Here is a 26,668-nt window from a genome sequence, read left to right as displayed (position 1 = left end):
ATATGAACGAACGTTACACACCCGAGCGCCTCTGGCGTGCCTACCGACACTGCTGGTTCGTCGTCGCCCGCAGTTGTGATATCGCCACCCCGCAGGCTGCCCAGTTGCTGGACCAGAACCTGGTGGTCTTCCGCGATGCCCAGGGCGTTGCCCGCGTGACCGACCGCCGCTGCGCGCACCGCGGCGCCGACCTCGCCGCCGGCAAGGTCACCGCCAACGGCATCCAGTGCCCGTACCACGGCTGGGCCTTCGATGGCGAAAGCGGCCAGTGCACCGAGATTCCGGCCCTGTGCGACGGCGCCACCATTCCTGGCAACGCGAAGATTCGCAGCTACCCGGCCGTGGAGCGCTACGAGCACGTCTGGACCTGCCTCGAAGAGCCGATGATGGACATCCCCACGCCACCGGAACTGGATGGCGGCGTGTGGGAATGGCTGCCGGCCGAACCGATCCCGGCCAAGTGCGGCTTCATGGCTGCCACGGAAAACTTCCGCGACATGGCCCACTTCCCCTTCGTGCACAGCATCTCGATGGGCGAAGTCAGCCCGCTGGTGCCCAAGCTGGACGTGCAGCGTGAAGGCCGCCGCCTGGGCGCCTCGTTCCGCTACGAGCGGGTCGAAGGCGCGAACTTCTCGCACATCGGCGATGCCTGGATGCACTACCACAGCTATGCACCAGGCTTCGCCGCCATCCTCTATCACTACGACGAGGAAGGTAAGCGCTACCTGGTGGACTTCCCCACGCCGGTCAGCCGCGAGCGCTGCATCATCCACTGGGCAGTCGCCGTGGACCGCGACTTCAAAGGCGGCACCGTCGAGGACATCCTCGCCCTGGAAACCGAGGTGTTCAACGAAGACACGCCCATCCTCGAAGGCCTGTGCCCATCCGAGGTACCGCTCGCCGGCCAGTGGCCCGAAGCCTCCACCGCGGCCGATGTGTACACCCTCAACTACCGGCGCGCCACCCAGTACGTGGTGGACCAGATCCTCGACCGCCTGGAGGCCGAGGAACAATCGCGCATCACTGCCACGGAGCTGTAGATGACCAACCCTGCACATCCTCTGCAGTTGCGACTCGACCAAGTCACCCGGGAAGCGGACGGCGTTATTTCGTTGCGCTTCAGTGACCCCACGGGCGCACCACTGCCAGCCTGGCAAGCCGGCGCTCACCTTGAGCTGCAGCTGCCATCCGGCAAATTGCGTCACTACTCGTTGTGTGGCGACGTGAGCGATCGCTTCAGCTATCGCGTCGGTGTCTTGAGGGATGTGCAGGGTCGCGGTGGCTCCGAGGAAATCCACACACAACTGCGGGTCGGCCAGTGTTATCGGACCAGCCTGCCGCGCAATCACTTTGCCCTGAAACCGGCGCCGCGCTACCTGTTCATCGCTGGCGGTATCGGCATCACGCCGATGCTGCCGATGATCGACGCGGTAGCCGGTGTCGCCGAATGGCACTTGGTATACGCCGGGCGCAACCGGCAGAGCATGGCCTTTACCGGGGAACTGGCACGCCATCCCTGGCAGGTCCGGCTCTGGGCAGATGACGAGCACGGCCGCCTGGATATCGCGCAACTGCTCGATAACTGCAGCGCCGACACCCTGGTGTACTGCTGCGGGCCGGGCGGGCTGATCGACCATGTCGCCACGGCTTGTGCCGAGCGCGGACTGACCTTCATCTGTGAGCGTTTCGGCGCCAGCCAGAAGCCCATTCAACCGTCCGAACAGTCACCCAACAGCTTCGAAGTGGTGCTGGCGCGCAGCAACTGCAGCGTGCAGGTCGGCGAAGGGCAAAGCGTGCTGGCCGCCGTGCGCGAGAAGGTGCCGGATGTGCCGTTCTCCTGTGAATCCGGCTTCTGCGGCGCATGCGAAACACGCGTTCTGGAAGGCGATGTGGAACACCTCGACAGCCTGTTGTCCGACGCCGAAAAGGCCAGCAACCGCAGCATGATGATTTGCGTGTCGCGGGCACGTTGCCCGCGCCTCGTGCTGGACCTGTAAGCCCCTGCCCCCTTCGTTCGGAGATAGCACCATGACCAGCAGCGTTACCGTTCCGCCACGAGAAGGTCGTGGCATCCGCGTCAACCAGGGCCAGCGCCTGCGCCTGACCACACCCAAAGGCTCGCAGTGCGCCGATTTCTTCGCCTTCAACGCCCAGAACGTGCAGGAATACCTGTCGTGCCCGCACACCTGGGTCACCAATTTCTCCATGGTCCCGCGTGAGGGCACCGTGTTTCTTTCGCGCTTTCGCCGGCCGATGGTCAAGCTGGTCACCGACGCCGCCGACGGCGCCCACGACATGCTGATCACCACCTGCGACCAGTTCCGCTACGAGCTGTTCGGCCACGTCGGCCCGCACGCCAACTGCGCCGATAACCTGCTCACCTCCATGCGCCGCTTCGGCTACGAGATTCCCGTGGTGCCGCAGGCCGTCAACTTCTTCGCCAAATCCCATGTCGCCGAAGACGGCACGCTCAGCTCGCCGCCCAACCCGGTGGCCCCAGGCGCCTACGTCGAAATCGAGGCCCTGATGGACCTGATCGTGGTGGTCAGCGCCTGCCCGTTCGACATGGAAGTGGAGGGTTGGGAAGTCAGCGGCGGCCACCGCCACGAGCTCAGTGAACTGACCATGGACATCGTCTGAGGAGAGCGAACATGACATCGCCTAGCAGCTACCCGACGATCAATGGCCAACGCCTCTGGTCGAACATCATTGAAACCGCCCAGTACGGCGCCACGCCCAAGGGCGGCCTGACCCGCCTGACCCTGGGTGCCGAGGATATCCAGGCCCGCAACTGGTTTCGCGAGCGCTGCGAAGCCCTCGGCTGCCAAGTCAGCGTCGATCAGTTGGGCAACATGTTCGCGCTCAAACCGGGTCGCAATGCCGCCCTGCAACCCATCGCCATCGGCAGCCACCTCGACACCCAGCCGACCGGCGGGCGCTTCGACGGCATCCTCGGCGTGCTGGCCGGCCTCGAAGCCCTGCAAACCCTGCAAGACCAGCAGATCGAGACCACCGCCCCGCTGCTGCTGATCAACTGGACCAACGAAGAAGGCTCGCGCTTCGCCCCGGCGATGCTCTGCTCCGGGGTCTACGCCGGGGTGTTTGACCGCGACTATGCCTACTCGCGCACCGACCGCGCCGGCATCACCTTCGAGCAGGCCCTGCGCGACAGCGGCTACATGGGCAGCGACCCCATTGGCAAACAGCGTTTCGCGGCGATGTTCGAGCTGCATATCGAGCAAGGCCCGATCCTCGAAGACCGCGACATCCCGATTGGCGTGGTGCAGGGCGCACAGGCCGTGCGCTGGTACGAAGTCACTCTGGAAGGGCGCCGCGCCCACACTGGCACCACGCCCATGCACCTGCGCAAGAACGCCCTGCTCGGCGCCTCGCGTGTGGTCGAGCGGGTCAACGCCATCGCCCTGGACCACGGCCCGCTGGCCGTCGGCACTGTCGGTCTGATGGAAGTACGCCCCAACTCGCGCAACGTGATTCCCGGCACCGTGTTCTTCTGCGTGGACCTGCGCCACCCCGAAGATGCCGTGCTGGCGCAGATGGAGGCGGCCTTCACCTCGCGCCTGCATGGCATCTGCAGCGACATCGGCCTGACCCACGATTTGCAGACGGTGTGGGATTCACCGGCGGTGAAGTTCAACCCCAACTGTGTCGCCGCCGTGCGCGAAGGCGCCCGGGCAGCCGGGCTGGAAACCCTGGACATCACCTCCGGTGCCGGCCACGACGCGGTGTATGTCGCGCGGGTCGCACCCACCACGATGATCTTCGTCAAGAGTGTCGACGGCCTCAGCCACAACGAAGCGGAATACACCGCCCCCGAGGATTGCATCGCCGGCGCCCAGGTGTTGCTCAATGCGGTACTGGCGTATGACGCAGCCCATCACTGAGCCGTGTCGCGCGATGCGGCCGACACCCCATGAATCCAAAGCCGGCTCGGTTCCAGGCCTGGGCAGGAGCGAGCCATGCCCGCGAAAATCGGCCGCATCAAGGCTTCACAGGTACAGCCCGCGCCCACACGAAGCGAAGCAGTGTGCCGTGGCACTAGCGGCGCGTGGAATCGCGCGCCTGCAGGACGTAAGGCACGACGCGACTGCGGATCTCCGGACGCCGCTCGATCAGGTCGATCAGCAGTTCGACCGCTTCGCGTCCGATCAACTCGGGGTTCAGCTGCATCGCGGTGACCGACGGGGTGTTGTTCGCCGCCGCGTCACCGTCGGTGCCGGCACTGATCATCAGGTCCTCGGGCACGCGCAGGCCCATCGCCTGCGCCGCCAGCAGCACGCCAAAGGCATAGCGGTCGGTGACGCAGTGAATCGCATCGGGGCGGGTCGGGCTATCGAGCAGCGCCAGGGCTTCCTGATAGGCGCCGTTCTCACTGAGCGGCCCCTGCACCTCACCGATCACCGGCGCCTCGCCGCGTTGTGCACACCAATCTTTATAGGCACGCACGGCGTCTTCGCTATAGGAGTAGATCGACGACGAGGCGATCACCGCCACCTGCTTTGCGCCCTGCGCTGTCAGGTGCGCCAGCATGTCCAGCGTCGCCTGGTAGAGGTCGTTATCCACCCAGCGCTCGTCCATTTCGCGGCGGTTGGGGTCGCGTCCGGTGGTGACCACCGGCGTACCGGAAAGCTGCAGCGCACCGAGCAGAGGTTCGTCCTTGATCGGGTCGACGATGATCACGCCATCGACCGGCAGACCGGCACCGCCCTTGAGATGCGGCAAGGTCAGCACCGGCGTGTAGCCACGCTCGACGGCCAGCTCGGAAGCCCCGGCCAGCAAACGCACGAAGTGCTCCAGATCGACCAGCGAAACCTGGTGAGGAGAGGATTGCGAGTTGATCACCGCGATGCGGCCGGTGCGACCGCCGCGCAGGTTGCGTGCCGCATGGCTGGCCTGATAGCCGAGCCGTTCAGCCGCTTCACGCACACGCTGGATGGTCTCTGCTTCCATGCGACCCTTGCCGTTCAGGGCATGCGAAACCGTGGTAACCGAGACACCTGCAACTTTCGCCACATCACGGATCGTGACGCGCTTGCTGGGCTTAGTGGGCATTGCTGATTCCCTAAAAAGTGAGAGTCCAAATAACGTCATTGCGCAGCAGGCAACTCAAGCGCGCCGATGATACAGAGTAACCCAAAGGAGAACTTCAGACACTACATTGACAAATCGTTTTTTCATCGCTTAACCTTCGAAATTATAGGCATACCGATTGTCTGCCAATAAAAATAAAAACGTTTTAGCTTCTCTCCGATACTGCCGTAACTCTTGGGTTGCGACCGCGCTCCCCATACCAAAAACGAAAACGGGATCGAAAAGATGACGCCTTGCAAAACAACCAATCGGTTAGCACGTACCTCAATCGCCGCTGCGTTTTCACTCAGCTTGCTGAGCCCGATCAGCCACGCCAGCGACGCCCTCGAAATCGGACTTCCAATCCCCGTCACCGGCCCCTACGCGGTCGACGGCAAAGTGATGGAGCAGGGCGCACGCCTGGCCATCGAAACCCTCAATGCCAATGGCGGCGTACTCGGCCAACAGGTCAGCGCGCGGATCTTCGACATCGGCGACCTCACCCCGGACAAACTGCAAGCCGCCGCCACCGAACTGGTCGAACGCCGCAAGGTGGCCGCCCTGATCAACGGCTACGGCGGCATGGGCCCGGATATCCCGGCCTTCTGTCCACACGCCCAGCCCTACCTCAACAACAACGCCACCTCGGCCGTGGTGAAAATGGCCGAACGGCAGGGCTGCAACAACATCTTCATGGCCGCTGACGTTGATCAGAACTACGGCAAGCAGGTGTTCAGCCAGATCCAGAACATGGGCTACAACTTCGTCAACAAGCGCGTCGCTGTGCTCTATGGCCCGTACGACTGGGAAGTCGGTTTCACCAGCGGCATGCGCGAGGCCGCAGAGGCGGACGGCTGGAAGGTCACCCTCAACGAGGAAGTGCCCTACGGCACCAGCCAGTGGGCCGGTACGCTGAACAAACTGCGCATGAGCAAGCCGGACCTGGTGGTGCTGGACATGCTCGATCCATCCTCGGTCGCGACCTTCCTCGACCAACTGCGCAAGAACCCGCTCAAAGGCAGCGTGGTGTTCGCCGGCTACAGCCTGAGCACCCCGGCGCTGGGGACCCTGGTCGCCCAGGGCGGACTGGACGGCGTGCTGGGCATGACGCTGTCGGCGCAACAACCCAACGAGGCCGGCGCCGCCTTCAGCCAGGCCTGGCAGAAGGCCTACGGCGAGCAACCGCCGCTGAGCATTGGCGCGCAGGTGTATGACGAAGTCATGGTGTGGGCGGACGCGGTCACCCGCGCCGGCAGCGCCAGCGACTACACCGCCGTCAAACGTGAGCTGCAGGCCTCCAAGTACGCGGGCGTGACCGGCACGTTGGTATTCAATGAGCAGCGTTTCATCCGCAGCAGCGACGATACCCAACCCGCACAACTCCTGCAGGCACAAGCCGGCAAGGTGGTGCCCTTGATGATTGGCAGCAAAAAAGTCAGCGAGTTCGTCAAGCCCAAGTGGCTGGACTGACACCTCTGCGGGCGCCCTTCCGGGGGCGCCTTTCGCCACATCAACAGGATGTATCCGTAATGCTCATGTCGCTAAAAGGCGTTACCAAGCAGTTCGGCGCCCTTGCCGTGCTCAACGATGTCAATTTCGAGGTCGAGCCCGGCGAAATCTTCGGAATCGCCGGCCCCAACGGCGCGGGCAAGAGCACCCTGCTCAACGCCTGCACCGGCCTGATCCACCCCGACAAAGGCCAGATCCTCTTCGGTGGCCAGCGCATCGAGCGCTTGCCCCCGCACCGCCTGTGCCGCCTGGGTATCGCGCGGACCTATCAGATCCCGCAGGTGTTCGAGTCGCTGACCGTGCGCGAGAACATCGAAACCGGCGCCATGTTCGGCCACAAGACGCTGAAAAGCACCCAGCAGGCGCGGGTGGAAACCATCCTCGAGCTGCTCGGCCTGGGCAATCTGCGCGACGCCAACGCCGGCGAGGTCGACCTGCTGACCCGCAAGATGGTGATGCTCGGCGCCGCGCTCGCCACCAACCCGACCCTGGTGTTCATGGACGAGCCCTTTGGCGGGCTCAACAGCGATGAGATCGACGACTACGCCGAACTCGTGCTGAAGATCCGCCAGGAACTGGGCATTTCCTTCGTCATCGTGGAACACAAGATGCGCGCCCTGACCCGCCTCTCCAACCGCTTGCTGATCCTCAACTTCGGCAGCGTCCTGTGCCTGGATACGCCGAAGAACGTCATGGCGAATCCCCGGGTGATCGATGTTTATCTAGGAGCGACCGGCCATGCTCAAGGTTGAATCCATCCACGTCGGCTACGGCGACTTCCGTGTCCTGCACGGCGTCTCGCTGGAAGTCGAGCAACAACAGGCCGTCGGCATCGTCGGCCCCAACGGCCACGGCAAGAGCACCTTGCTCAAGGCGGTGTGCGGCCTGCTGCCGGTCAAGTCCGGGAAGATCTGGTTCCAGGGCGAAGACATCACCCGCCTGGATGCCCAGCAGCGGGTCGAGCGCGGACTGGCCTACGTCGCCGAAGACCGTCGCCTGTTCGGTGACATGAGCGTGCTGGAAAACCTCCAGCTCGGCGCCTACCTGCCGCGTGCCCGCGCCCTGCGCAAACAGAACCTGGACCACGTCTTCGACCTGTATCCGCGCCTGGCCGAACGCCGTGGACAACTGGCCCGCACCCTGAGCGGCGGTGAAGCACAGATGCTCGCCCTCGGACGCGGCCTGATGTCCGCCGCCACCTGCCTGGCCATCGACGAGCCCTCGCTGGGGTTGGCACCCAAACTCATCGAGACCCTGCTATCGACCATCACCACCATCAACGGCAGCGGCATGACCGTGGTCCTGGTGGAACAGAACCTGACCCTGATCGAGCCCCTGATGAGCCGTGCCTACGCGCTCGAGGAAGGCAACATCGAAGAACTCGCCCGGCCGGCAGTACCCCGCGCCCAACTCGATACAGCGGGAGCCGCCTGACATGTCGACGATGCTTTACATCCTGTTTTCCGGGTTGGTCACGGGCGCGATCTATGCTGTGTTCGCCCTCGGCCTGTCGCTGGTCTACGGCACCTCGCGGGTGCTCAACTTCGGCTACGGGTCCCTCTACATGCTCGCCGCGTACATCGCGTATGTACTGAGCAGCACGCTGGGCCTGGGCTACTTCGGCGTCGTGGTTTGCCTGCTGCCCATCATGTTCGTGGTCGGTCTCGTGCTGGAGAGCGCAATGATCCGCCCGCTGCGCAGCCACCCGAACTGGAAGATGGCGACCATGATGGCCTCCCTCGGCCTGGCGCTGGTGCTGGATAACCTGATGCTGGTGATCTTCGGCCCCGAGCAGAAGCAGCTTCCGCCGCTGTTCGACGGCATGTTCGAAGTCGGTGAGGTGATGATCGGCCACCAGGAGCTGGCGGTGCTGCTGATCGCCACCGTCACCGTCGTCGTCCTCGAACTGTTCCTCAAGTACGCACCGCTGGGCCAGGCCATGCGCGCCGTGTCCCAGGACATGGAAGGCGCGCGCATGGTCGGCATCAAGGTCAACCGGGTGTTCGCCTACGCCTTCGGCCTGTCCACCGTACTCGCCGGCATCGCTGCGCTGCTGCTGACGCCGGTCACCCTGATTTCTCCCCAGGGCGGCTGGGCGCTGTTTCTCAAGGCCTTCGTCATCGTCGTGTTCGGCGGGCTGGGGAGCACCCGTGGTGCACTGGTCGCGGCGATCCTGCTCGGCGTGGTGGAGTCGCTGGTGGTGTACCAGTTCGGCGCGACCTGGATCATGCCGGTGTGGCTGGTGATCCTGCTGCTGGTGTTGATGGTGCGGCCCAAAGGCCTGTTCGGGGTATGGGCAGTATGAAAACCACTGGAGGAATTATGCGTCCCATCAACCTGTTCATCGGCGGGATCGCCGCGCTGGCCGTGGCGGGGCTGCTGATCGACAGCAGCTACCTGCTGCACATCCTGATACTGGCCATGCTCTGGTGCCTGGTCGTGGCCTCATGGGACCTGCTCATGGGCTTTGCCGGCATCCTCAACTTCGGCCAACTGGTGTTCTTCGCTGTCGGCGGCTACGCCTCGCAGATGCTCGCCATGCAGGCCGGGCTGACCCCACTGGTGGCCCTGGCCTCCAGCGTCATCATCTGCGCCCTGTTCGGCCTGCTCATCGGCCTGCCCTGCCTGAGGTTGCGCGGGGAATACGTGGCGCTGTTCACCTTCGCCGTGCACCTGGCGTTCCCCACTCTGCTGCAACAGGGCCGGCCTTTCGGCACCGGCGGCTCGGGCGGACTGATGGGCGGCACCCCACTGGAAATCGCCGGCTACAGCTTCGTCACGGCAGACAAGACCGCCTGGTACTTCCTGGCCCTGGGGATCATGGCGTTCTGCGTCTGGCTGATCTACTTCGTGCTGCTCAAGGGCCGCTGGGGCCGCGCCTTCATCGTCCTGCGCGATGCCGAGGTGCCAGCCAAGTCCCTGGGCGTGAACGAGTTCGGCTACAAGCTGCTGGTGTTCATGCTGTCGGCCGCCATCACCGGACTGGCCGGTGCGCTGTACACCAACTACGTCGGCGTGATCACCCCGAACATCCTCGGCAACGAGTTCTTCCTGATCGTCATGGTCATGCTCTGCGTTGGCGGCCTGGGGCGTTTCCCGGGGGTACTGATCGGCGCCTTCGTCATCACCCTGGGCAACGAATACCTGCGCGACTACGGTCAATACCGGCTGATCCTGCTCGGGCTCGCGGTGATCGTCACCCTGCTGGTGCTGCCCAACGGCCTGGTCGACCTGCCATCGCGCTTCCGTCGCTGGCGCAGCAGCTGAACCACACGCAAATACACAGGGGGCCACTGGCCCCCTTCTCTATTCGGCCGGATAAGAAGCCGCCGACCAACACCCACGCTAATGCGCTAAGCGCCCGTTATCTTTAAAAAATTTCCAAATCACGCTTGACACTAAACGGGCAAAACAGTCTAATTGCGCCCCGTTGCCCAGATAGCTCAGTCGGTAGAGCAGGGGATTGAAAATCCCCGTGTCGGCGGTTCGATTCCGTCTCTGGGCACCACTGATATATAAACCCCTGATTTCGCGAGAAATCAGGGGTTTTGTGTTTCTGGGGTCAGCACGTTCAGTATTCGATAATCCCGCCGCACACTGACCGGCACGCAGCGAGCCAAGTGCCGGCTTGCTCAAGCTGCCTATATGGAGCGCTGATTAACCCGAGACGATAAGTCGTCTGCCGACTCCTTGCGTTCCGAGTAGCGATCAACGAGGTCGGGGCGCTCGCGCAGCAACCGGGTAAGCTTCATCAACTCCTCCATCACATCGACGACCCGGTCGTAGTAGGGCGACGCCTTCATGCGGTTGTCCTCGTCGAACTCCAGATACGCCTTGGGCACGGACGACTGGTTAGGGATGGTGAACATGCGCATCCAGCGCCCGAGCACGCGCAGCTGATTGACCACGTTGAATGACTGCGAGCCCCCACACACCTGCATCACCGCCAGGGTTTTTCCCTGGGTCGGCCTCACGGCACCGATGGCCAATGGCACCCAGTCGATCTGCGCCTTGAACACCGCAGACATGGCGCCATGCCGCTCGGGAGAGCACCAGACCTGCCCTTCCGACCATTGCATCAGCTCCAGTAATGCCTGAACCCTGGGATGTTCGACGGGGGCATCATCGGGCAATGGCAGCCCGGACGGATCGAAGATGCGCGTCTCGGCCCCGAGGTGCTCCAACAGACGAGCCGCCTCCTCGACCATGAGCCGACTGAATGAACGAGGCCGGGTAGAGCCGTACAACAGAAGGATGCGGGGTTTGTCGATAGCGCCCGCCTCGCCGTCGTTGGCGGCGTCAAGCAATGCTGCATTCAGGTTGGGAAGTTGAGGGGCCATGGTTCTCTCCGGGGTCAAAGGGTGCCGATTCGGTCGAGTTCACGTTTCAACTCATCTCGGCTCAGCCGCTCGAAAGGCAGGCCTAGAAAGGCACGGCAACGCGCCTCGATAAGCGCGAGCGTGGAATGAAAGGCTGCTGAGATTTCTGCGTCGCTTCCCGACGCATCGGAAGGGTCCGCCAACCCCCAATGCGCCTTCAGCGCGGGGCCGAAATAGACTGGACAGGCCTCCCCCGCTGCCTTGTCGCAAACCGTGATAACGATGTCCGGTGGATTACCCTCGAACGCCTCATTGCCCTTGCTGCTCAGTCCCTCGGTCACGATACCCGCCTCGCGGAGCGTGACCAGCGTGCGCGGCAGAACGCGACCACTGGGAAAGCTACCAGCACTCACGGCTCGATACCCGTGCGGCGCCAGGTGGTTGAACATGGCCTCCGAAAGGATGCTGCGGCAGCTATTGGCGGTACACATGAACAGCACGTTCACAGATTTTCCTCCACGCCTGCTGGCGTCAGAAGCCCAGGCGAATGGCGAGGGCAGAGAGTGTGATGAGCAGAACCGGCAGTGTCAGGACACTACCTACCTTGAAGTAGTAACCCCAGGTCACACGGATGCCCTTGCGAGCGAGCACGTGCAACCAGAGCAGCGTGGCCAGACTGCCGATTGGCGTGATCTTCGGCCCCAGGTCGCAGCCGATGATGTTGGCGTAAACCATCGCCTCGCGGACGACGCCAGTCGCCGCAGACGCCTCAATCGAGAGAGCCCCCAGCAAGACGGTGGGCATGTTGTTCATCACCGATGACAACAGCGCCGTCAGCACGCCCGTGCCCAGCGCCGCACCCCATACGCCGTAGCCGGCCAGGTAATTGAAGGCACTGGTCAGGTACCCCGTCAGGCCGGCGTTCTTCAGCCCGTAGACCACCATGTACATGCCCAACGAGAAGATCACCACGTGCCAGGGCGCATCACGCAGCACCCTGCGCGTGGAAATGACCTGACCACACGCGGCGACAGCAAACAGAACCAGAGCGCAGGCGGCAGCAACAGCACTGACCGGAACGCCCAATGGCTCAAGCACGAACAAGCCCAGCACGAGCGCAGCCAGGGTGATCCAGCCAACCCGGAAGACGGCACAATCACGGATGGCCAGGCGAGGCTCCTTCACCAACGCCACGTCATAGACAGCAGGAATGTCCCGGCGAAAGAACAGCCACAAGACCGCCAGGGTCGCGGCAATACTGACCAGATTGACCGGGACCATGACTGCCGCGTATGTGTTGAAACCGAGGCCGAAATAATCCGCCGAGACGATGTTCACCAGATTGGACACGACCAGGGGCAGGCTAGCGGTATCCGCGATAAAACCTGCCGCCATGACGAAAGCCAGGGTCGACGCCGCCGAGAAACGCAGCGCGACCAGCATCGACACCACGATGGGCGTCAGGATCAGCGCCGCACCATCGTTGGCAAACACGGCCGACACCGCAGCTCCGAGCAGCACGGTAAAGGCGAACAGCCGACCGCCCCGTCCACCGGACCAGCGGGCGACATGCAGCGCGGCCCACTCGAAGAAGCCGGCCTCATCCAGCAACAGGCTGATGATGATGACCGCGATAAAGGTGGCAGTCGCATTCCAGACGATGGCCCATACCGTAGGGATGTCACCAACGCTCACCACACCGGCCAGTAACGCTAGCACCGCACCCAACGCGGCGCTCCAGCCAACACCAAGCCCTCTGGGTTGCCAGATGATCAGGGTGATGGTGAGCAAGAAAATCGCGACGGCAATCAGCATGATGGCTCCGGATTAACAGCACGCCGCCGCACGGATGGGGCGGTCGCCCATCTGCTCGAGCCGGGTTACATCCTGGCGCAACCAATCCTGATTCGCCTCCAGCGTGGTCTGGAGAACGGCATGAACCCAGCCTGCTAGTGCCGGGTTGAGTCGGTAGTAGACCCACTGCCCCTGGCGCCGATCCAGAAGCAGGCCGCAGGCACGAAGCTGGGCGAGATGCCTGGAAATCTTCGGTTGGCTGTCGTCCAGCGCATGCACCAACTCGCACACGCAAAGCTCACCCTCCTGGGTAATCAATAGTGCCGCACGCATGCGCGTTTCATCCGAAAGGCATTTGAAGAGCACGGGAGGAGTCAGAGCGGTAGACATGGGCGACACCAATACATATGGAAATCCGAATATATGGATTTCCATATGTATTGGCAAATAATCTTTCAACTCCGCCTATCGCATTCGCCCGGAGGCGCGACCTGCAAACCCCAGAGGGAGCGCTTTCAGGGGCGGGTTATTCCAGCTCCAACGGCAGGTAGACGCTGAAGGTCGAGCCCTCGCCCAGCACGCTCGTCACCTCCAGCCGACCACCATGGGCCTGGACGATCTGCTCGGAGATGAACAGGCCGAGGCCAAGGCCGGCAACCGCACCGGAGCCCTCGCCGCGCTCGAACTGCTGGAAGATGCGTTGCTGGTCCTCGGCTGAAATGCCCACACCGTGATCGCGCACTTCAATGCGCGCCATATCGCCGTGCTGGTGCACGCGGATATCCACCGGCTGACCGGGCCCGTAACGCAGAGCGTTACTGAGCAGGTTGTTGACGACCTGTTCGAGGCGAAACTCGTCCCACACCCCCTGCAACTCACCTTCTGCCTGGATCGACAACGTGCAGCCGGCGCTGTGCATTTGCGCGGAGAAGTTCTCGACGATGGTGCGCACCAGTTGCACCAGATCGAAGCGAACCGAGCGAATGGAGAGCTTGCCGGTGCGGATACGGGATACGTCGAGCATGTCGTCGATCAGGCGGATCAGCCGGTGGATCTGCCGCTCATCACGCTCAAGCATGGCGCGCAGCTTATCTTCGCTGAAGGCGGCGAGATTGCCTTTGGCCAGGTGCAGCTTGCGCAGTTGGGTATCGAGGATCAGGCCGTTGAGCGGCGTGCGCAGCTCGTGGGAAACGATGGACATGAAGTCGTCACGCATGCGCACCGCACGCCGCAACTCGTCCTGGGTGACCCGTAGCTCACCGAGCAGCGCATCCTGTTCTTCGCGGCTGCGTTGCAACGCTTCAAGCTGGCGGGACATGACCTTGCGCTGCCGGTACAGGTCGACGAAGACCGCCACCTTGCTGCGCACCGCGTGGATATCCAGTGGCTTGTAGAGAAAATCCACCGCACCGCTTTCGTAGCCGGTGAAGGCATAGTTCAGCTCGCGCCCGGCCGCACTGACGAAGACGATGGGAATGTTTTTGGTCTTCTCCGTGCCGCGCATCAGCTCGGCCAGTTGAAAGCCATTCATGCCCGGCATCTGCACGTCGAGAATGGCCAGGGCGAATTCGTGCTCCAGCAGCAACGCCAGCGCCTCGTCGGCGGAATGTGCCTTGTACACCTCCCGCCCTTCTTCCTTGATCAGCGCTTCCAGTGCCAGCAGGTTCTCTGGCAGGTCATCGACGATCAGCAATTTGCTTCCTTGTTTACTCAGCATGACGGGTGTCCATTCGGCAAAGGAGCGCGCCAATCTCGCGCAAGGAAAGAATATGGTCCGGGGTGTGCAGCGCCAGGGCTGCCTCGGGCATGGTGGGGATCTGCGCCTCGGCGGGGTTCTGCACGATGCTCAAGCCGCCCAGGCGCTGGATCTTGGCCAGCCCGGCGGCGCCATCCTCGTTGGCACCGGTCAGCAGGATGCCGACCAGGCGCTCGCGGTAAACATCCGCCGCCGACTCGAACAGAAAATCGATCGACGGCCGGGAAAAGTGCCGGGGGGCTTCGCGACTCAGGGAAAAGCTGTGGTCGCGCTCGATCGAGAGGTGATAGCCCGCACCGGCGAAATACAAAGTGCCGGGGCACAGGTCTTCCTTGTCCTCGGCCTCCTTGACGCGCAGCTTGAGGCGCCGCGCGAACAGGTCGGCGAGCAGGCTGGGGCGGTTCTCCGGCAGGTGCAGGACGCTGACCAGGGTCAACCGGGAGTCCGCCGACAGACCGTCGAACAGGCCAAGCAGCGCCTCCACACCACCGGCCGAGGCACCGATGACGACGATATCGCGAACGGGTGACCTCATAGCTTGCGGAATACCCGCTGCTGCCGGTTCACCGGCTCGAAGCGCTTGGCGTAGTCGGAGAAGTCCAGGCTCTCCTTGCTGCCCAGGCCGAGGAAACCCCGGTGGCACAAGGACTCATGGAACAGGCCGAAAGCACGGTTCTGCAGCTGCTTGTTGAAATAGATCAGCACGTTGCGGCAAGAGATCAGGTGCGTCTCGGAGAACACGCTGTCAGTGGCCAGGCTGTGGTCGGAGAAGGTCACGTTCTTGCGCAGCATCTTGTCGAACAGGGCGCCGTCGTAGGCCGCCGTGTAGTAATCGGCCAGCGAACCATGGCCACCGGCAAGCTGATAGTTCTCGCTGTACTGGCGCATGTTGTCGATGGGGAAGATGCCCTTGCGCGCCTTTTCCAGCGAGTGCGGGTTGATGTCGGTGGCGTAGATCAGCGTGCGTTCGAGCAGCCCTTCTTCGTGCAGCAGGATGGCCATCGAGTGCACTTCCTCGCCCGTGCTGCAGCCGGCGATCCAGATCTTCAGCGACGGGTAGGTGCGCAAGATCGGTATCACTTCCTGGCGCAGGGCGAGGAAGTAACCCGGGTCACGAAACATCTCGCTGACCGGGATGGTGAGGTACTGCAACAGCTCATGAAACGCATGGGGATCGTGGATGATCCGCTCCTGCAGGGCCGTCACGGTGGCGCAATTGAACTGGCGCACCGCATGCACCACGCGGCGCTTGAGCGAGGAGCCGGAGTAGTCGCGGAAGTCGTAGCTGTACTTCAGGTAGATCGCCTCGATCAGCAGGCGCAGCTCGATATCCAGGGTGCGCTCGGGCATATCAGATGCGCTCCAGCTTCGGCAGCCAGACGCGGATCAGCGAGAACAGACGATCCAGGTCGATGGGTTTGGCCATATAGTCGTTGGCACCGGCGCGCATGCACAGTTCCTGGTCATCCTTCATCGCCTTGGCGGTCACGGCGATGATCGGCAGCTTGGTCCAGCGCGGGTCCTGGCGGATCAGGCGGGTGGCTTCGTAGCCATCCATTTCCGGCATCATCACGTCCATCAGCACCAGGTCGATATCCGGCACGGCGTTGAGCTTGTCGATGGCCTCGAAGCCGTTGCGGGCGATCTCCACCTTGGCACCCTTCTGCTCCAGCGCACTGGTCAGGGCGAAGATGTTGCGTACGTCATCGTCGACCAGCAGGATGCGCCGCTCCTCGAGAACCTTGTCGCGGCTGCGGGCAGTCTTGAGCATGCTCTGCCGCTCGCTGGACAGGCTCGACTCGACCTTGTGCAGGAACAGCGTCACCTCATCGAGCAGGCGCTCAGGCGAGCGCGCGCCCTTGATGATGATCGAGCGCGAGTACTTCATCAGCTCGGCCTCTTCATCGCGCGTCAGGTTGCGCCCGGTGTAGACGATCACCGGCGGGAAGGAGCAGATGTCTTCGCGGCCCATGCGCTTGAGCAGGTCATTGCCCTGCATGTCGGGCAACTTGAGGTCGATGATCATGCAATCGAATACCGTGGTGCGCAGCAGTTCCAGCGCCTGTCCACCAAACTCCACGGCGGTGATCTCGATGTCGTCATCGCCGATAAGCCGCGCGATGCTGTCGCGCTGACGGGCATCGTCCTCGACCAGCAGGATGCGTTTGACCTTCTGGGTGAACTTGGCCTCCAGCTTGGCGAACACATCCTTGAGTTCGTCACGGGTGGTCGGTTTCAGCGCATAGCCGATGGCGCCCAGGTGCAACGCCGTTTCGACCTTGTCGTCCACGGAAATCACATGCACCGGAATATGCCGGGTATGCGGGTCGCTTTTCAGTCGTTGCAGCACCGCCAGGCCGGAACCATCGGGCAGGCGCATATCCAGCAGAATCGCATCCGGCGCCAGGGTGCGCGCCAGTTGCAAGCCCTCATCGGCGCCATGGGCAACCAGGCAGCGATAGCTCAGCTCATGGGCGAGGTCGTAGAGAATCTGCGCGAACTTGGGCTCATCCTCGATGACCAGCACGCTGCGAGCCTTGGAGCTCGCCAGCGCACGATCATCGGCAAAGCTGGGGATGACCGGCGCGCTGGGCAGGGGCTCCGGCTCGACGGCAACAGGTGCCGGCTGCATATCGGCAGCCGGTGCATTGGCGACAGGCTGGGTGTCCTGGCCATAGCTTTCCGGTAGCAGCAGGGTGAACTGGCTGCCCCGCTCCGGCACGCTGGTGACCGAGATCGTACCGCCGAGCAGCTCGGCCAGATCACGCGAGATGGACAGCCCCAGGCCGGTGCCACCGAAGCGCCGGTTGGTGGTGCCGTCGGCCTGACGGAAGGCCTCGAAAATGCTGTCCTGCTGGTCGGCACGAATACCGATGCCAGTATCGCGCACGGTGAATGCCACGCCGCCCTGTGCGCGGCTGACCCGCAACCCGACCGAGCCGCGCTCGGTGAACTTGATGGCATTGGACAGCAGGTTCTTGAGAATCTGTTCGACCCGCTGGCGGTCGGTGTACAGCACCGCCGGCACGTCTTCGTCGACATCCACCTGGAAGTTCAGACTCTTCTCCGTGGCCAGCGGCTGGAACACGCCCTTCAGGCCATCGACCAGCCGGTGCAGGCTGGAGTTTTCCGGACGCACATCGAGCTTGCCGGCCTCGACCTTGGAGATATCGAGGATGTCGTTGATCAGGTTGAGCAGGTCATTGCCGGCGGAATAGATCGACTCGGCGAAGGTCACCTGCTCGCTGTCGAGGTTGCCCTTCTGGTTGTCGGCCAGGAGCTTGGCCAGAATCAGCGAGCTGTTCAGCGGCGTGCGCAATTCATGCGACATGTTGGCGAGGAATTCGGACTTGTAGCGACTGGCCCGCTGCAGATCCTCGGCGCGCGCCTCCAGGTCCAGGCGCGCTTGGTTCAACGCTGTGTTGCGGTCATCCAGGGCATCACGCTGGGCGGACAGTTCCTGGGTCTGTTCGGCCAGGCGCTCGTTGGTCTGCTCCAGTTCGGCCTGCTGGGTTTCCAGGTGTGCCTGCGACTCACGCAGCACGCGGGACTGCTCTTCCAGTTCCTCGTTGGCGGTTTTCAGCTCTTCCTGCTGCACCTGCAGTTCTTCGTTGAGCTGCTGGGTTTCGGCCAGCACTTCCTGCAGGCGATGGCGGTAGCGCGACGCCTCGATGGCGGTGCCCAGGTTAGCGATGATCAGTTCGACGAAGGCCCGATCACGGCCATCCAGCGGACGCACGAAGCCCAGTTCGATGACGCCATTGACGTCCCCTTCGTCCGTGGTCGGCGCCAGAATCACCGAGACCGGGTTACCCGTGCCCAACCCGGAACTGACCTTGAGGTAATCGTCAGGCATGCTGTCCAGGATCAGCAGGCGTTTATCCGCAGCGACCTGGCCGACCAGCCCTTCGGCACTATAGAACGACTGATCCGCCGTCTCCTGCTCGCGGGAAAAACCATAGGAGGCCACTCGCCGCAAACCGCCATGGCTTTCGCGCACATACAGCGCGCCAACCATCACCCCCAGGTAACCCGCAAGAAACTCGAGCATGCTGCGCCCCAGTTGCGGCAAAGCCTGCTGGCCGATCAGCCGCTCGGCGAGGCGGCTCTGCCCGTCGCGCAACCAGGCCTGCTGCTGCAACTGTTCGTTGTAGGTCATCTGCTGCAGCAGCGAGGCGCTGTAGCTGTCCGAAAGCCCGAGAATCTCGCGACGGCCGAAGTAGGCCAGGAAGCCACTGAACGCCACGCTGAACAGCAGATAGAGGACGATGGTCAGGATCGCCGTGTTGCTCGCCGTGTCGTTACGCTGCTGGCGCAACTGGCGCTCGACGTTCATGAAAGCCTCGAACTGCTCCCGGATGGCGTCCATCAATTGCCGGCCACGGCCCTCACGCACACTGTCGTCGATGACGCCAGACTGCTGACGCAGCTCGATCATCTCCTGAGCGAAGCGCGTCCACTCATCCTCCAGCGCCTGGACATGGGTTATCCGGTCGATTTGCGGCGGGTTATCGGCCACCAGCTCGCGCAACCGCTGCAGCTCGGCACCGATACGCGGCCTGGCACGCTCGTAGGGTTCGAGAAAGGTGGGATCACCGCTGATCAGATAACCACGAAAGCCGGTCTCCTGGTCGATGGTCAGGCGTAGGCTCTCATTGGCATTGGTCAGGACCCGGTCGGTGTGCTCCACCCAACTGAGCACATAGAGCAGGTAGCTGATGAGGCCGACGAACAGCAAGGCCCCCAGCACGCCAACGCCCAGGGGCAGGCCCACGTTGCGTGCGAGAATGCGGCGGAAGTTCTTTTCATCGATGGCGGCACGGCTGTTCATCCGGTGTCCTTTCCTGGCTGCCCAGAAGCAAAGAGCCCCTGGGAAAAATCGAGGTTCCCGCATGGTAATGCGGGAACCGGTAATTACCAATCACGCAGCGCGGGCGACGTGTCGACAGCACGCCGCTCCTTGTGTTTCGCTTGCTGCACAGCGGTTGGAATCTTTTCCAAACCAGCCCTTCTAAAGGGCTGCCACTCCATGCAGCCGATAGCTGTATTCGGATTCCATTTAAGGACATGTGTGATGCCCACGCGCCAAGATCACCCAACAGCCTCAACTGGCGGGACTAGCGAGCGCGACTTTCTCACCAGTGAGGGGCACATGGAGCCCCTGATTCGCGCCCACGACTGGAGCAAGACCAGCCTGGGGCCGATCGATACCTGGCCGTTGTCCCTGAAAACCGTGCTCGGCGTCGGTCTCAATTCACGCTTTCCGGTATGCATCTATTGGGGCAAGGACTTTACCCTGCTGTACAACGACGCCTGGAGCGCCATTCCCGGCGACAAGCACCCCAGAGTCCTGGGCCGCCCGGCTCATGAGGCCTGGGCAGAAGTCTGGCCGGTGCTCTCTCTCCAGCTCAACGGTGTCATGCGCGACGGGATCGCCATGCAGGTCGAAGATGGGCTCATGCCCCTGCAACGCTCTGGCTATACCGAAGAGTGCTATTTCAGCTACAACGTCAGTCCGATATTTGGCTTCGATGGCCACCCGGTCGGATTGTTCAATACCGTTACGGAAACCACTCAACAGTTCATCGAGGCGCGCCGCGGCGCGCTGTTCGGCGGCGTTCGCGAAGCCATCGCGCAGGCCGATAGCGCGGAAGATGCGTGCGTCCAGGCGTGCGAGATCCTGGCCCAGGCACCCGCGGATGTGCCCTTCCATGCGATCTACCTCACCGCGCCTGATAGCGGCGATGCCTATCTCCAGGCCAGCCATGGCATAACGATGGGCAGTGCGCTGGCGCCGCTGCAACTGAGCCAGCACGATGAAACCTCACTCTGGCCGCTGGCCCAGGCGGTCCGTACGCGCGAGCAAGTGGAATGCCGCCTGGACGACAGCAGCGCATTGATCCTGCCGCCCTGGCCCGAGCCGGTGCACACGGCCTGTGTGCTGCCGCTGTTCGGTGACACCGACCTCGCCCCCGTGCTCGGCTTTCTGGTCTGCGGCATCAGCCCGCGGCGCCAGCTCGACACGCCTTATCGACGTTTTCTCGACAACCTGGCCAGCACCATTGCGCGCGGCATCCAGCAGGTCATCAATCAGGGCGAAGAAGCCCGCCAGACCACCGAGATGGCGCGCCGGATCGAGCTGCGCACGCGCGAGCGGGACCGCATCTGGTCACTGTCCCTGGACATGCTTTGCGTGCTCGACATCACCGGCGTACTCATCAGCCTGAACCCAGCCTGGAGCGAAATCCTTGGCTGGAGCGAGGAAGAACTGCTGGGCAAGACCACGCACTGGCTGGAGCACCCCGACGACTTCGCCAAAACCGACCAGATCCGCCAGTCACTGGCCGAGGGCCACCGCGTCTGGCGCTTCGAGAACCGCCTGCGTCACCGCGACGGTACCTACCGCTGGATTTCCTGGAGTGCCACCCCTGAACAGAACCTGCTCTATGCCGCCGGGCGCGACATCACTGAAGAGAAGCGCACCGCCGACGCCCTGGCGCGCACCGAAGAGGCGTTGCGCAATGCCCAGCGCATGGAGGCTGTGGGACAACTGACCGGCGGCCTGGCCCATGACTTCAACAACCTGCTGTCCGGGATCCAGGTCAGCCTCGATCTGATCCAACGCCGTTTACCCGAACCGTCGCGCAGCGAGGTCGGCCGCTTCATCCAGGCCGCTGCCGAATCAGCACAGCGTGGCGCCGCGATGACTCACAACCTGTTGTTCTTCGCTCGTCGCCAGGCACTGGACATGCAGCCGCTGCAGCTCGACCCGCTGATCCTCGAACTGCAGGACCAGGTGCACGAACTTGCCGGGCCTAACGTGCACGTCAAATTCATTCTCGAAGCCGGCCGGGCCAGCACCATCAGCGACGCCGAACAATTGCGCAAAGTGCTGCGCCACCTGATCGACAACGCCCGCGATGCCATGCCCCACGGCGGCCAGTTGCACATCACCACGCGGGCGATCACCGCGGCTGACGGCAGTACCGACCTGCCCAACGGCAACTATGTCTTGCTGCAGGTCAGCGACAGCGGGTGCGGCATTCCCGCAGCCGTTCTCGCGCATGCCTTCGAACCGTTCTTCACCACCAAACCACTGGGCCAGGGCAGCGGCCTCGGGTTGTCCATGGTCTATGGTTTCCTCAAGCAGATAGGCGGGCAAATCCGCCTGCATAGCGAAGAAGGCCAAGGTACCAGTGTCAACCTATACTTCCCTCAGCGTGGCGAGATAGAAGCCAAGCAGGAAGAAGAAGTACCCGTCGCAAAGGAGCTGCCTATCAACGTGCACAAGGATTGCGTGCTGGTGGTCGAAGATGCCGAAGTGGTGCGTATGCTCACCGTCGAGGTATTGGAAGAGTTTGGCTACGAGGTGCGGCAGGCAGCCGATGCCACCGAGGCGCTGGACATTCTCAATAGCGACACGGTGATCGACCTACTGATGACCGATGTCGGCCTGCCGGGCATGAACGGCCAGCAATTGGCGACCGAGGCACGCCGCCTGCGCCCGGACCTGCGCGTCCTGTTCGCCACGGGTTATGCGGAAATCGTCAATATCGATGGCAGCGACCTGGCCACGCACATGGACGTGATCGCCAAACCATTCTCCCTCGACGACCTGCGCAACAAGGTATCGAGCATGCTCGGCGCGCGTACCGGCTGAACCCTGGTCGCCCGCACCCCGATTGACCTGCGCTTGCGCCAGCCCCAGTGCACTTCGCACGCTCCTGGGGCTGGAATTGCACTCGAAAAATGCGTAGGGTGCGCCGCTTTGTTCGATCCGGGTGCCGCAAAACCGGCATTCTTGTATACGCGCGACAAACGCCTGCGACGATGCGACACACGCCTGGCCCTTAGCCACACCGGGCCTTCTGTCAGCTTGGCGCCCCTGCTGACGCTATGCTAGGTTGGCACCACGCGAAGATGGCGGACTGCAGCCGGAGCGCACTCCGAACCCAAGAGGAACACACATGGCCGAGGCCACGCCTGCGCTGGAAATCCGCAACCTGCACAAACGCTACGGCGACCTTGATGTGCTCAAAGGTATCTCGCTGACCGCGCGTGACGGCGACGTGATTTCCATTCTCGGCTCGTCCGGTTCGGGCAAATCGACCTTCCTGCGCTGCATCAACCTGCTGGAGAATCCGCACCAGGGGCAGATCCTCGTCGCCGGTGAAGAGCTCAAGCTCAAGCCTGGCAGCAATGGCGACCTGATCGCCGCCGACAGCCGGCAGATCAACCGCCTGCGCAGCCAGATCGGCTTCGTCTTCCAGAGCTTCAACCTGTGGCCGCACATGAGCGTGCTCGACAACATCATCGAGGCCCCGCGTCGCGTGCTCGGCCAGAGCAAGGCCGAAGCCATCGAAGTAGCCGAAGCCCTGCTGGCCAAGGTCGGCATCGCCGACAAGCGCCACGCCTACCCCAATCAATTGTCCGGTGGTCAGCAACAACGTGCCGCCATCGCGCGGACGCTGGCCATGCAGCCTAAAGTCATTCTGTTCGATGAGCCCACCTCGGCGCTCGATCCAGAAATGGTACAAGAAGTGCTTAACGTCATCCGTGCGCTCGCCGAAGAAGGCCGTACCATGCTGCTGGTCACCCATGAGATGGGCTTCGCCCGTCAGGTGTCCAGTGAAGTGGTGTTCCTGCACCAGGGCCTGGTGGAGGAACAGGGTTCGCCGGAGCAAGTATTCGACTCGCCCCTGTCGGCGCGCTGTAAACAATTCATGTCCAGCAATCATTAACGGAGCAACAACGCATGCAGAACTATAAGAAGATCCTGCTGGCCGCCGTCGCCACCCTGGCTTTCGGCACCAGTGCAGTGGCCGCGGACAAACTGAAAATCGGTACCGAAGGTGCCTACCCACCCTTCAACCTGATCGACGCCAGCGGCCAGGTCGGCGGCTTCGACGTCGAGATCGCCAAGGCCTTGTGCGCAAAGATGGCCGTCGAGTGTGACGTGGTGACTTCCGACTGGGACGGCATCATCCCGGCCCTGAACGCGAAGAAGTTCGACTTCCTCGCCGCCTCCATGTCGATCACCGATGACCGCAAGAAGACCGTCGACTTCACCGAACCGTACTACACCAACAAACTGCAGTTCATCGCCCAGAAGAGCAACGACTTCAAGACCGACAAGGCCAGCCTGAAAGGCAAGGTCATCGGCGCTCAGCGCTCCACCATCGCCGGCACCTGGCTGGAAGACAACCTGGACGGCGTGGTCCAGATCAAGCTGTATGACACCCAGGAAAATGCCTACCTCGACCTCTCCTCCGGTCGTGTCGATGGCGTGCTGGCTGACAAGTTCGTCAACTGGGAATGGCTGAAGAGCGACGCCGGCAAGGACTTCGAGTTCAAAGGCGAGCCCGTCTTCGACAACGACAAGATCGGCATTGCCGTGCGCAAGGGCGACCCCCTGCGCGAGAAGCTGAACGCTGCCCTGAAAGGGATCGTCGAAGACGGCACCTACAAGCAGATCAACGACAAGTACTTCCCGTTCAGCATCTATTGATCCTCCCTGCGCCACCCATCCGGGTGGCGCTCCTCTTTCAGAAAGACAGACGATGATTTTCGATCTGCACGGCTTCGGCAACCAGCTTGCCGAAGGCGCCCTGATGACGCTCAAGCTTTCGCTCGCCGCTGTTGCCGGCGGCCTGGTGCTTGGCCTGCTCGGTGCCTCTGCAAAAACCTCCGGCCGGCGCTGGTTGCGCGCTCTGGGCAGCCTCTACACCACCATAGTGCGTGGTGTGCCGGAAACCCTGTGGGTGCTGTTCATCTACTTCGGTACCGTGAATGGCCTTAACGCACTGGGCGGCCTATTCGGCAATCCACAACTGGCCCTGTCGCCATTTGCGGCAGGCACCACGGCCCTCGCCTTGTGCTTCGGCGCCTATGCCACGGAAGTCTTTCGTGGTGCGCTGCTCGCTGTGCCCAAGGGCCACCGGGAAGCCGGTCAGGCCCTGGGACTTTCCTCGACGCGCATCTTCTGGCGCATCGTACTGCCGCAGGTCTGGCGTATTGCCCTGCCTGGGCTGGGCAACCTGTACCTGATCCTGCTCAAGGACACCGCACTGGTCTCGCTGATCTCGCTGGACGAAATCATGCGCAAGGCCGGCATCGCCTCGAACGCGACCAAGGAGCCCTTCACCTTCTACATGATGGCTGCGTTCATCTATCTGGGCCTGACGGTCTTCGTCATGATCATCATGCACATACTGGAACGCCGCGTTAGTCGGGGCTTCGTAAGGAACGAGCTATGAACCAGTGGGAATTGCTCGTCCAATGGCTGCCGAAAATGCTGCAGGGGGCGCTACTCACCCTCGAATTGCTTTCACTGTCGGTCATCATCGGTCTCATCCTGGCCTTGCCACTGGGCATCGCCCGGGCCTCCAAGCACTGGTACGTGCAGGTTCTTCCCTACACCTACATCTTCTTCTTTCGCGGCACGCCGCTGATCCTGCAACTGGCGTTGGTGTATTACGGCCTGGCTCAGTTCGACGCCGTCCGACAAAGCGCACTGTGGCCGTATCTGCGTGACCCGTTCTTCTGCACCCTGCTGGCCATGTCCCTGCACACGGCGGCCTACATCGCCGAGATCATCCGCGGGGCGATTCACGCCATCCCCGTGGGCGAGGTGGAAGCAGCCCGCTCACTGGGCATGTCACGCCGGCAAACGCTGATCCACATCATCCTGCCACGCGCCGCGCGTATCGCCCTGCCGGCCTACAGCAACGAGGTCATCCTCATGCTCAAGGCCAGTGCCGTGGTCTACACGGTGACGCTCTATGACCTGATGGGCATGGCCAAGACCATCGCCGCGCGCACCTACGAGTACATGCTGTTCTTCTGCTACGCCGGCGTGTTCTACCTGCTGATCACCCTGGTGCTGACCTACCTGTTCCGGCTGATCGAACGCAAACTGCGCGTGGACGCCTGCCAGGGCCGCTGATGGCCGACATCCCGCTCACGCCCTTGACCGGCGATGCCCTGCAGGAGCGCTTCCAGGCACTGGATGCGTTCCTGCTTGCCCACCAGGCCTTGTGGCGTCCGCGGCCCTTCGTCGACCTGCACCTGCCATGGGAAGCACACTACCCGGAGCTTGCCACCTGGCTGCGCGGGCGCACCCTGCAACAGGCCGAAGCCGATCACAACGCGCCGCACGCACTCATCGCCCCTGCTCCCTTCACCGAATTGGCCACGACGGCTCAGGCACTGAGCGCGATTGGCGAGTTGCCCAGCATCGCTATACCCGAGCCCATGGAACGGCAGGTCGTGGATGTGCCCGGGCGCAAGTGGCAGCAGATCGAGGCATTCGCCAGCCGCCTGAATTTTTGCAACGCAACCGTGCACTGGCTCGACTGGTGCGCTGGCAAGGGGCATCTCGGTCGGCGGCTGATTCAGCCGGGGCAACAATTGACCTGCCTCGAATACGATCCCGCACTGGTGCAGGCCGGCCAGCAACAAAGCCAACGCCTGACCATTGCAGCCCACCATCGCCTGCAGGATGTACTCGACGACAGTGCTGCAGAACACCTGCACGCAGAGCAGACGCCCGTTGCCTTGCACGCCTGCGGCGACCTGCATGTCCGCCTGCTGCAACTGGCCAGTGCCAAGGGCTGCCGGCAACTGGCCGTCGCGCCCTGCTGCTACAACCGGATTCGTACCCCAGCTTATGAGGCACTCTCGCGCCAAGCCCAACAGTCCGCCCTGGAGTTGTCACTGGATGACCTGCGCCTACCCCTCAGTGAAACCGTCACGGCGGGTCAACGACAACGCCAGCAACGCGATCTGTCGATGGCCCGGCGTTTGGGGTTCGATCTGGTGCAACGACACGCGCGCAAGACAGACGAATACCTGCCTACGCCCTCGCTGCCGGTCAGTTGGCTGCACAAGTCATTTGCCGACTACTGCCACCATCTCGCCGAGCTGAAAGGCTTTTCGCTGCCTGCCAATCAGGATTGGGATGCAGTGCAAGCGCACGGCTGGCAGCGCCTGGCAGAAGTGCGCAACCTCGAGCTGCTGCGCAACCTGTTTCGCCGCCCACTGGAAGTCTGGTTATTGCTCGATCGCGCCCTGTACTTGCAGGGGCATGGCTACAGCGTAAGCCTGGGCACGTTCTGCGATTACCAGATCACTCCGCGCAATCTGCTGCTGCTCGCTGAACGCCACTGAGTTGCCCACAGCATCTGTGGATAACTCTGTGTGC

General features: G+C 62.8%; 24 protein-coding genes and 1 tRNA gene. 16 read left to right on the top strand and 9 right to left on the bottom strand.

What is annotated here, in order from left to right; all coding sequences use genetic code 11:
• The first annotated feature begins 2 nt into the window (after positions 1-2).
• Genes ACWPW0_RS02060 through ACWPW0_RS02045 form a run of 4 tightly spaced genes read left to right on the top strand, consistent with a single transcriptional unit; the run spans position 3 to position 3,902 of the window.
• The gene (locus tag ACWPW0_RS02060) at positions 3-1,040 is read left to right on the top strand and encodes a Rieske 2Fe-2S domain-containing protein (RefSeq protein ID WP_447588498.1); all 1,038 of its coding nucleotides are present in this window, start codon (positions 3-5) and stop codon (positions 1,038-1,040) included.
• Positions 1,041-1,997, top strand: coding sequence for a PDR/VanB family oxidoreductase (locus ACWPW0_RS02055; protein ID WP_454254290.1), 957 nt, complete (start codon positions 1,041-1,043; stop codon positions 1,995-1,997). It begins immediately after the preceding gene.
• A gap of 31 nt (positions 1,998-2,028) precedes the next feature.
• A complete protein-coding gene (locus tag ACWPW0_RS02050; RefSeq protein ID WP_447588496.1) occupies positions 2,029-2,640 on the top strand; it encodes a DUF1989 domain-containing protein in 612 nt (203 codons plus the stop codon).
• 11 nt (positions 2,641-2,651) lie between these two features.
• Positions 2,652-3,902 (top strand): allantoate amidohydrolase, encoded by a 1,251-nt coding sequence (locus ACWPW0_RS02045; protein ID WP_454254289.1) that lies wholly within the window; start codon positions 2,652-2,654, stop codon positions 3,900-3,902.
• A gap of 154 nt (positions 3,903-4,056) precedes the next feature.
• On the opposite strand, the gene ACWPW0_RS02040 is transcribed toward ACWPW0_RS02045, so the two are convergent.
• Positions 4,057-5,070: a LacI family DNA-binding transcriptional regulator gene (locus ACWPW0_RS02040; RefSeq protein ID WP_447588492.1), complete on the bottom strand. Its 1,014-nt coding sequence runs from the start codon at positions 5,068-5,070 to the stop codon at positions 4,057-4,059.
• 264 nt (positions 5,071-5,334) lie between these two features.
• Between ACWPW0_RS02040 and ACWPW0_RS02035 the strand changes: the two genes are divergently transcribed.
• From ACWPW0_RS02035 to ACWPW0_RS02010, 6 genes are all read left to right on the top strand, one after another.
• The gene (locus ACWPW0_RS02035) at positions 5,335-6,558 is read left to right on the top strand and encodes an ABC transporter substrate-binding protein (RefSeq protein WP_454254288.1); all 1,224 of its coding nucleotides are present in this window, start codon (positions 5,335-5,337) and stop codon (positions 6,556-6,558) included.
• Between the two features lie 59 nt (positions 6,559-6,617).
• Entirely contained in the window at positions 6,618-7,349 is a 732-nt protein-coding gene (locus tag ACWPW0_RS02030; RefSeq protein ID WP_447588488.1) for an ABC transporter ATP-binding protein, read from the top strand.
• A complete protein-coding gene (locus ACWPW0_RS02025; RefSeq protein ID WP_454254287.1) occupies positions 7,336-8,031 on the top strand; it encodes an ABC transporter ATP-binding protein in 696 nt (231 codons plus the stop codon). Before ACWPW0_RS02030 ends, ACWPW0_RS02025 begins: the two co-directional genes overlap by 14 nt.
• Before the next feature lies 1 nt (position 8,032).
• Positions 8,033-8,902, top strand: a complete 870-nt coding sequence (locus ACWPW0_RS02020; protein WP_447588484.1) for a branched-chain amino acid ABC transporter permease — start codon at positions 8,033-8,035, stop codon at positions 8,900-8,902.
• A 17-nt stretch (positions 8,903-8,919) separates the two neighbouring features.
• Positions 8,920-9,864: a branched-chain amino acid ABC transporter permease gene (locus tag ACWPW0_RS02015; RefSeq protein WP_447588482.1), complete on the top strand. Its 945-nt coding sequence runs from the start codon at positions 8,920-8,922 to the stop codon at positions 9,862-9,864.
• Between the two features lie 165 nt (positions 9,865-10,029).
• A tRNA-Phe gene (locus ACWPW0_RS02010) sits at positions 10,030-10,105 on the top strand.
• A 133-nt stretch (positions 10,106-10,238) separates the two neighbouring features.
• Here ACWPW0_RS02010 and arsH read toward each other — a convergent pair.
• The 8 genes from arsH to ACWPW0_RS01970 form a co-directional block, all read right to left on the bottom strand.
• Positions 10,239-10,937 carry an arsenical resistance protein ArsH gene (gene arsH, locus ACWPW0_RS02005; protein WP_454254286.1) on the bottom strand — a complete coding sequence of 233 codons (699 nt, stop codon included), beginning with the start codon at positions 10,935-10,937 and terminating at the stop codon, positions 10,239-10,241.
• A gap of 14 nt (positions 10,938-10,951) precedes the next feature.
• Positions 10,952-11,422: an arsenate reductase ArsC gene (locus ACWPW0_RS02000; protein WP_454254285.1), complete on the bottom strand. Its 471-nt coding sequence runs from the start codon at positions 11,420-11,422 to the stop codon at positions 10,952-10,954.
• 25 nt (positions 11,423-11,447) lie between these two features.
• Positions 11,448-12,731: an arsenic transporter gene (locus tag ACWPW0_RS01995; RefSeq protein ID WP_454254284.1), complete on the bottom strand. Its 1,284-nt coding sequence runs from the start codon at positions 12,729-12,731 to the stop codon at positions 11,448-11,450.
• A 12-nt stretch (positions 12,732-12,743) separates the two neighbouring features.
• Positions 12,744-13,100 (bottom strand): metalloregulator ArsR/SmtB family transcription factor, encoded by a 357-nt coding sequence (locus ACWPW0_RS01990; protein ID WP_454254283.1) that lies wholly within the window; start codon positions 13,098-13,100, stop codon positions 12,744-12,746.
• Positions 13,101-13,236: 136 nt separating this feature from the next.
• Positions 13,237-14,427 carry a hybrid sensor histidine kinase/response regulator gene (locus tag ACWPW0_RS01985; RefSeq protein WP_454254282.1) on the bottom strand — a complete coding sequence of 397 codons (1,191 nt, stop codon included), beginning with the start codon at positions 14,425-14,427 and terminating at the stop codon, positions 13,237-13,239.
• Positions 14,417-15,001 (bottom strand): chemotaxis protein CheB, encoded by a 585-nt coding sequence (locus ACWPW0_RS01980; RefSeq protein WP_454254281.1) that lies wholly within the window; start codon positions 14,999-15,001, stop codon positions 14,417-14,419. The genes ACWPW0_RS01985 and ACWPW0_RS01980 overlap by 11 nt, the downstream gene beginning before the upstream one ends.
• Positions 14,998-15,816, bottom strand: a complete 819-nt coding sequence (locus tag ACWPW0_RS01975; RefSeq protein ID WP_447588470.1) for a CheR family methyltransferase — start codon at positions 15,814-15,816, stop codon at positions 14,998-15,000. The genes ACWPW0_RS01980 and ACWPW0_RS01975 overlap by 4 nt, the downstream gene beginning before the upstream one ends.
• 1 nt (position 15,817) lies before the next feature.
• On the bottom strand, positions 15,818-19,297 hold the full coding sequence (locus tag ACWPW0_RS01970) for a response regulator (protein WP_454254280.1): 3,480 nt from the start codon (positions 19,295-19,297) through the stop codon (positions 15,818-15,820).
• Between the two features lie 321 nt (positions 19,298-19,618).
• Between ACWPW0_RS01970 and ACWPW0_RS01965 the strand changes: the two genes are divergently transcribed.
• The 6 genes from ACWPW0_RS01965 to ACWPW0_RS01940 all read left to right on the top strand — a co-directional run bounded on the left by ACWPW0_RS01965 (position 19,619) and on the right by ACWPW0_RS01940 (position 26,634).
• A complete protein-coding gene (locus ACWPW0_RS01965) occupies positions 19,619-22,126 on the top strand; it encodes an ATP-binding protein (protein ID WP_454254279.1) in 2,508 nt (835 codons plus the stop codon).
• 307 nt (positions 22,127-22,433) lie between these two features.
• Positions 22,434-23,207 (top strand): ABC transporter ATP-binding protein, encoded by a 774-nt coding sequence (locus ACWPW0_RS01960; protein ID WP_447588464.1) that lies wholly within the window; start codon positions 22,434-22,436, stop codon positions 23,205-23,207.
• A 14-nt stretch (positions 23,208-23,221) separates the two neighbouring features.
• The gene (locus ACWPW0_RS01955) at positions 23,222-23,974 is read left to right on the top strand and encodes an ABC transporter substrate-binding protein (protein ID WP_447588462.1); all 753 of its coding nucleotides are present in this window, start codon (positions 23,222-23,224) and stop codon (positions 23,972-23,974) included.
• A gap of 52 nt (positions 23,975-24,026) precedes the next feature.
• Positions 24,027-24,722, top strand: a complete 696-nt coding sequence (locus ACWPW0_RS01950) for an ABC transporter permease (RefSeq protein ID WP_447588460.1) — start codon at positions 24,027-24,029, stop codon at positions 24,720-24,722.
• On the top strand, positions 24,719-25,411 hold the full coding sequence (locus ACWPW0_RS01945; RefSeq protein ID WP_447588458.1) for an ABC transporter permease: 693 nt from the start codon (positions 24,719-24,721) through the stop codon (positions 25,409-25,411). Before ACWPW0_RS01950 ends, ACWPW0_RS01945 begins: the two co-directional genes overlap by 4 nt.
• Complete coding sequence (locus ACWPW0_RS01940; RefSeq protein ID WP_454254278.1) at positions 25,411-26,634, top strand: methyltransferase; 1,224 nt, start codon at positions 25,411-25,413, stop codon at positions 26,632-26,634. The genes ACWPW0_RS01945 and ACWPW0_RS01940 overlap by 1 nt, the downstream gene beginning before the upstream one ends.
• Positions 26,635-26,668 lie beyond the last annotated feature (34 nt).

This window comes from Pseudomonas sp. Marseille-Q8238 (assembly GCF_965111915.1).
Note: the sequence above shows the minus strand (reverse complement) of the source record. Positions and strands in the feature narration are given on the sequence as shown.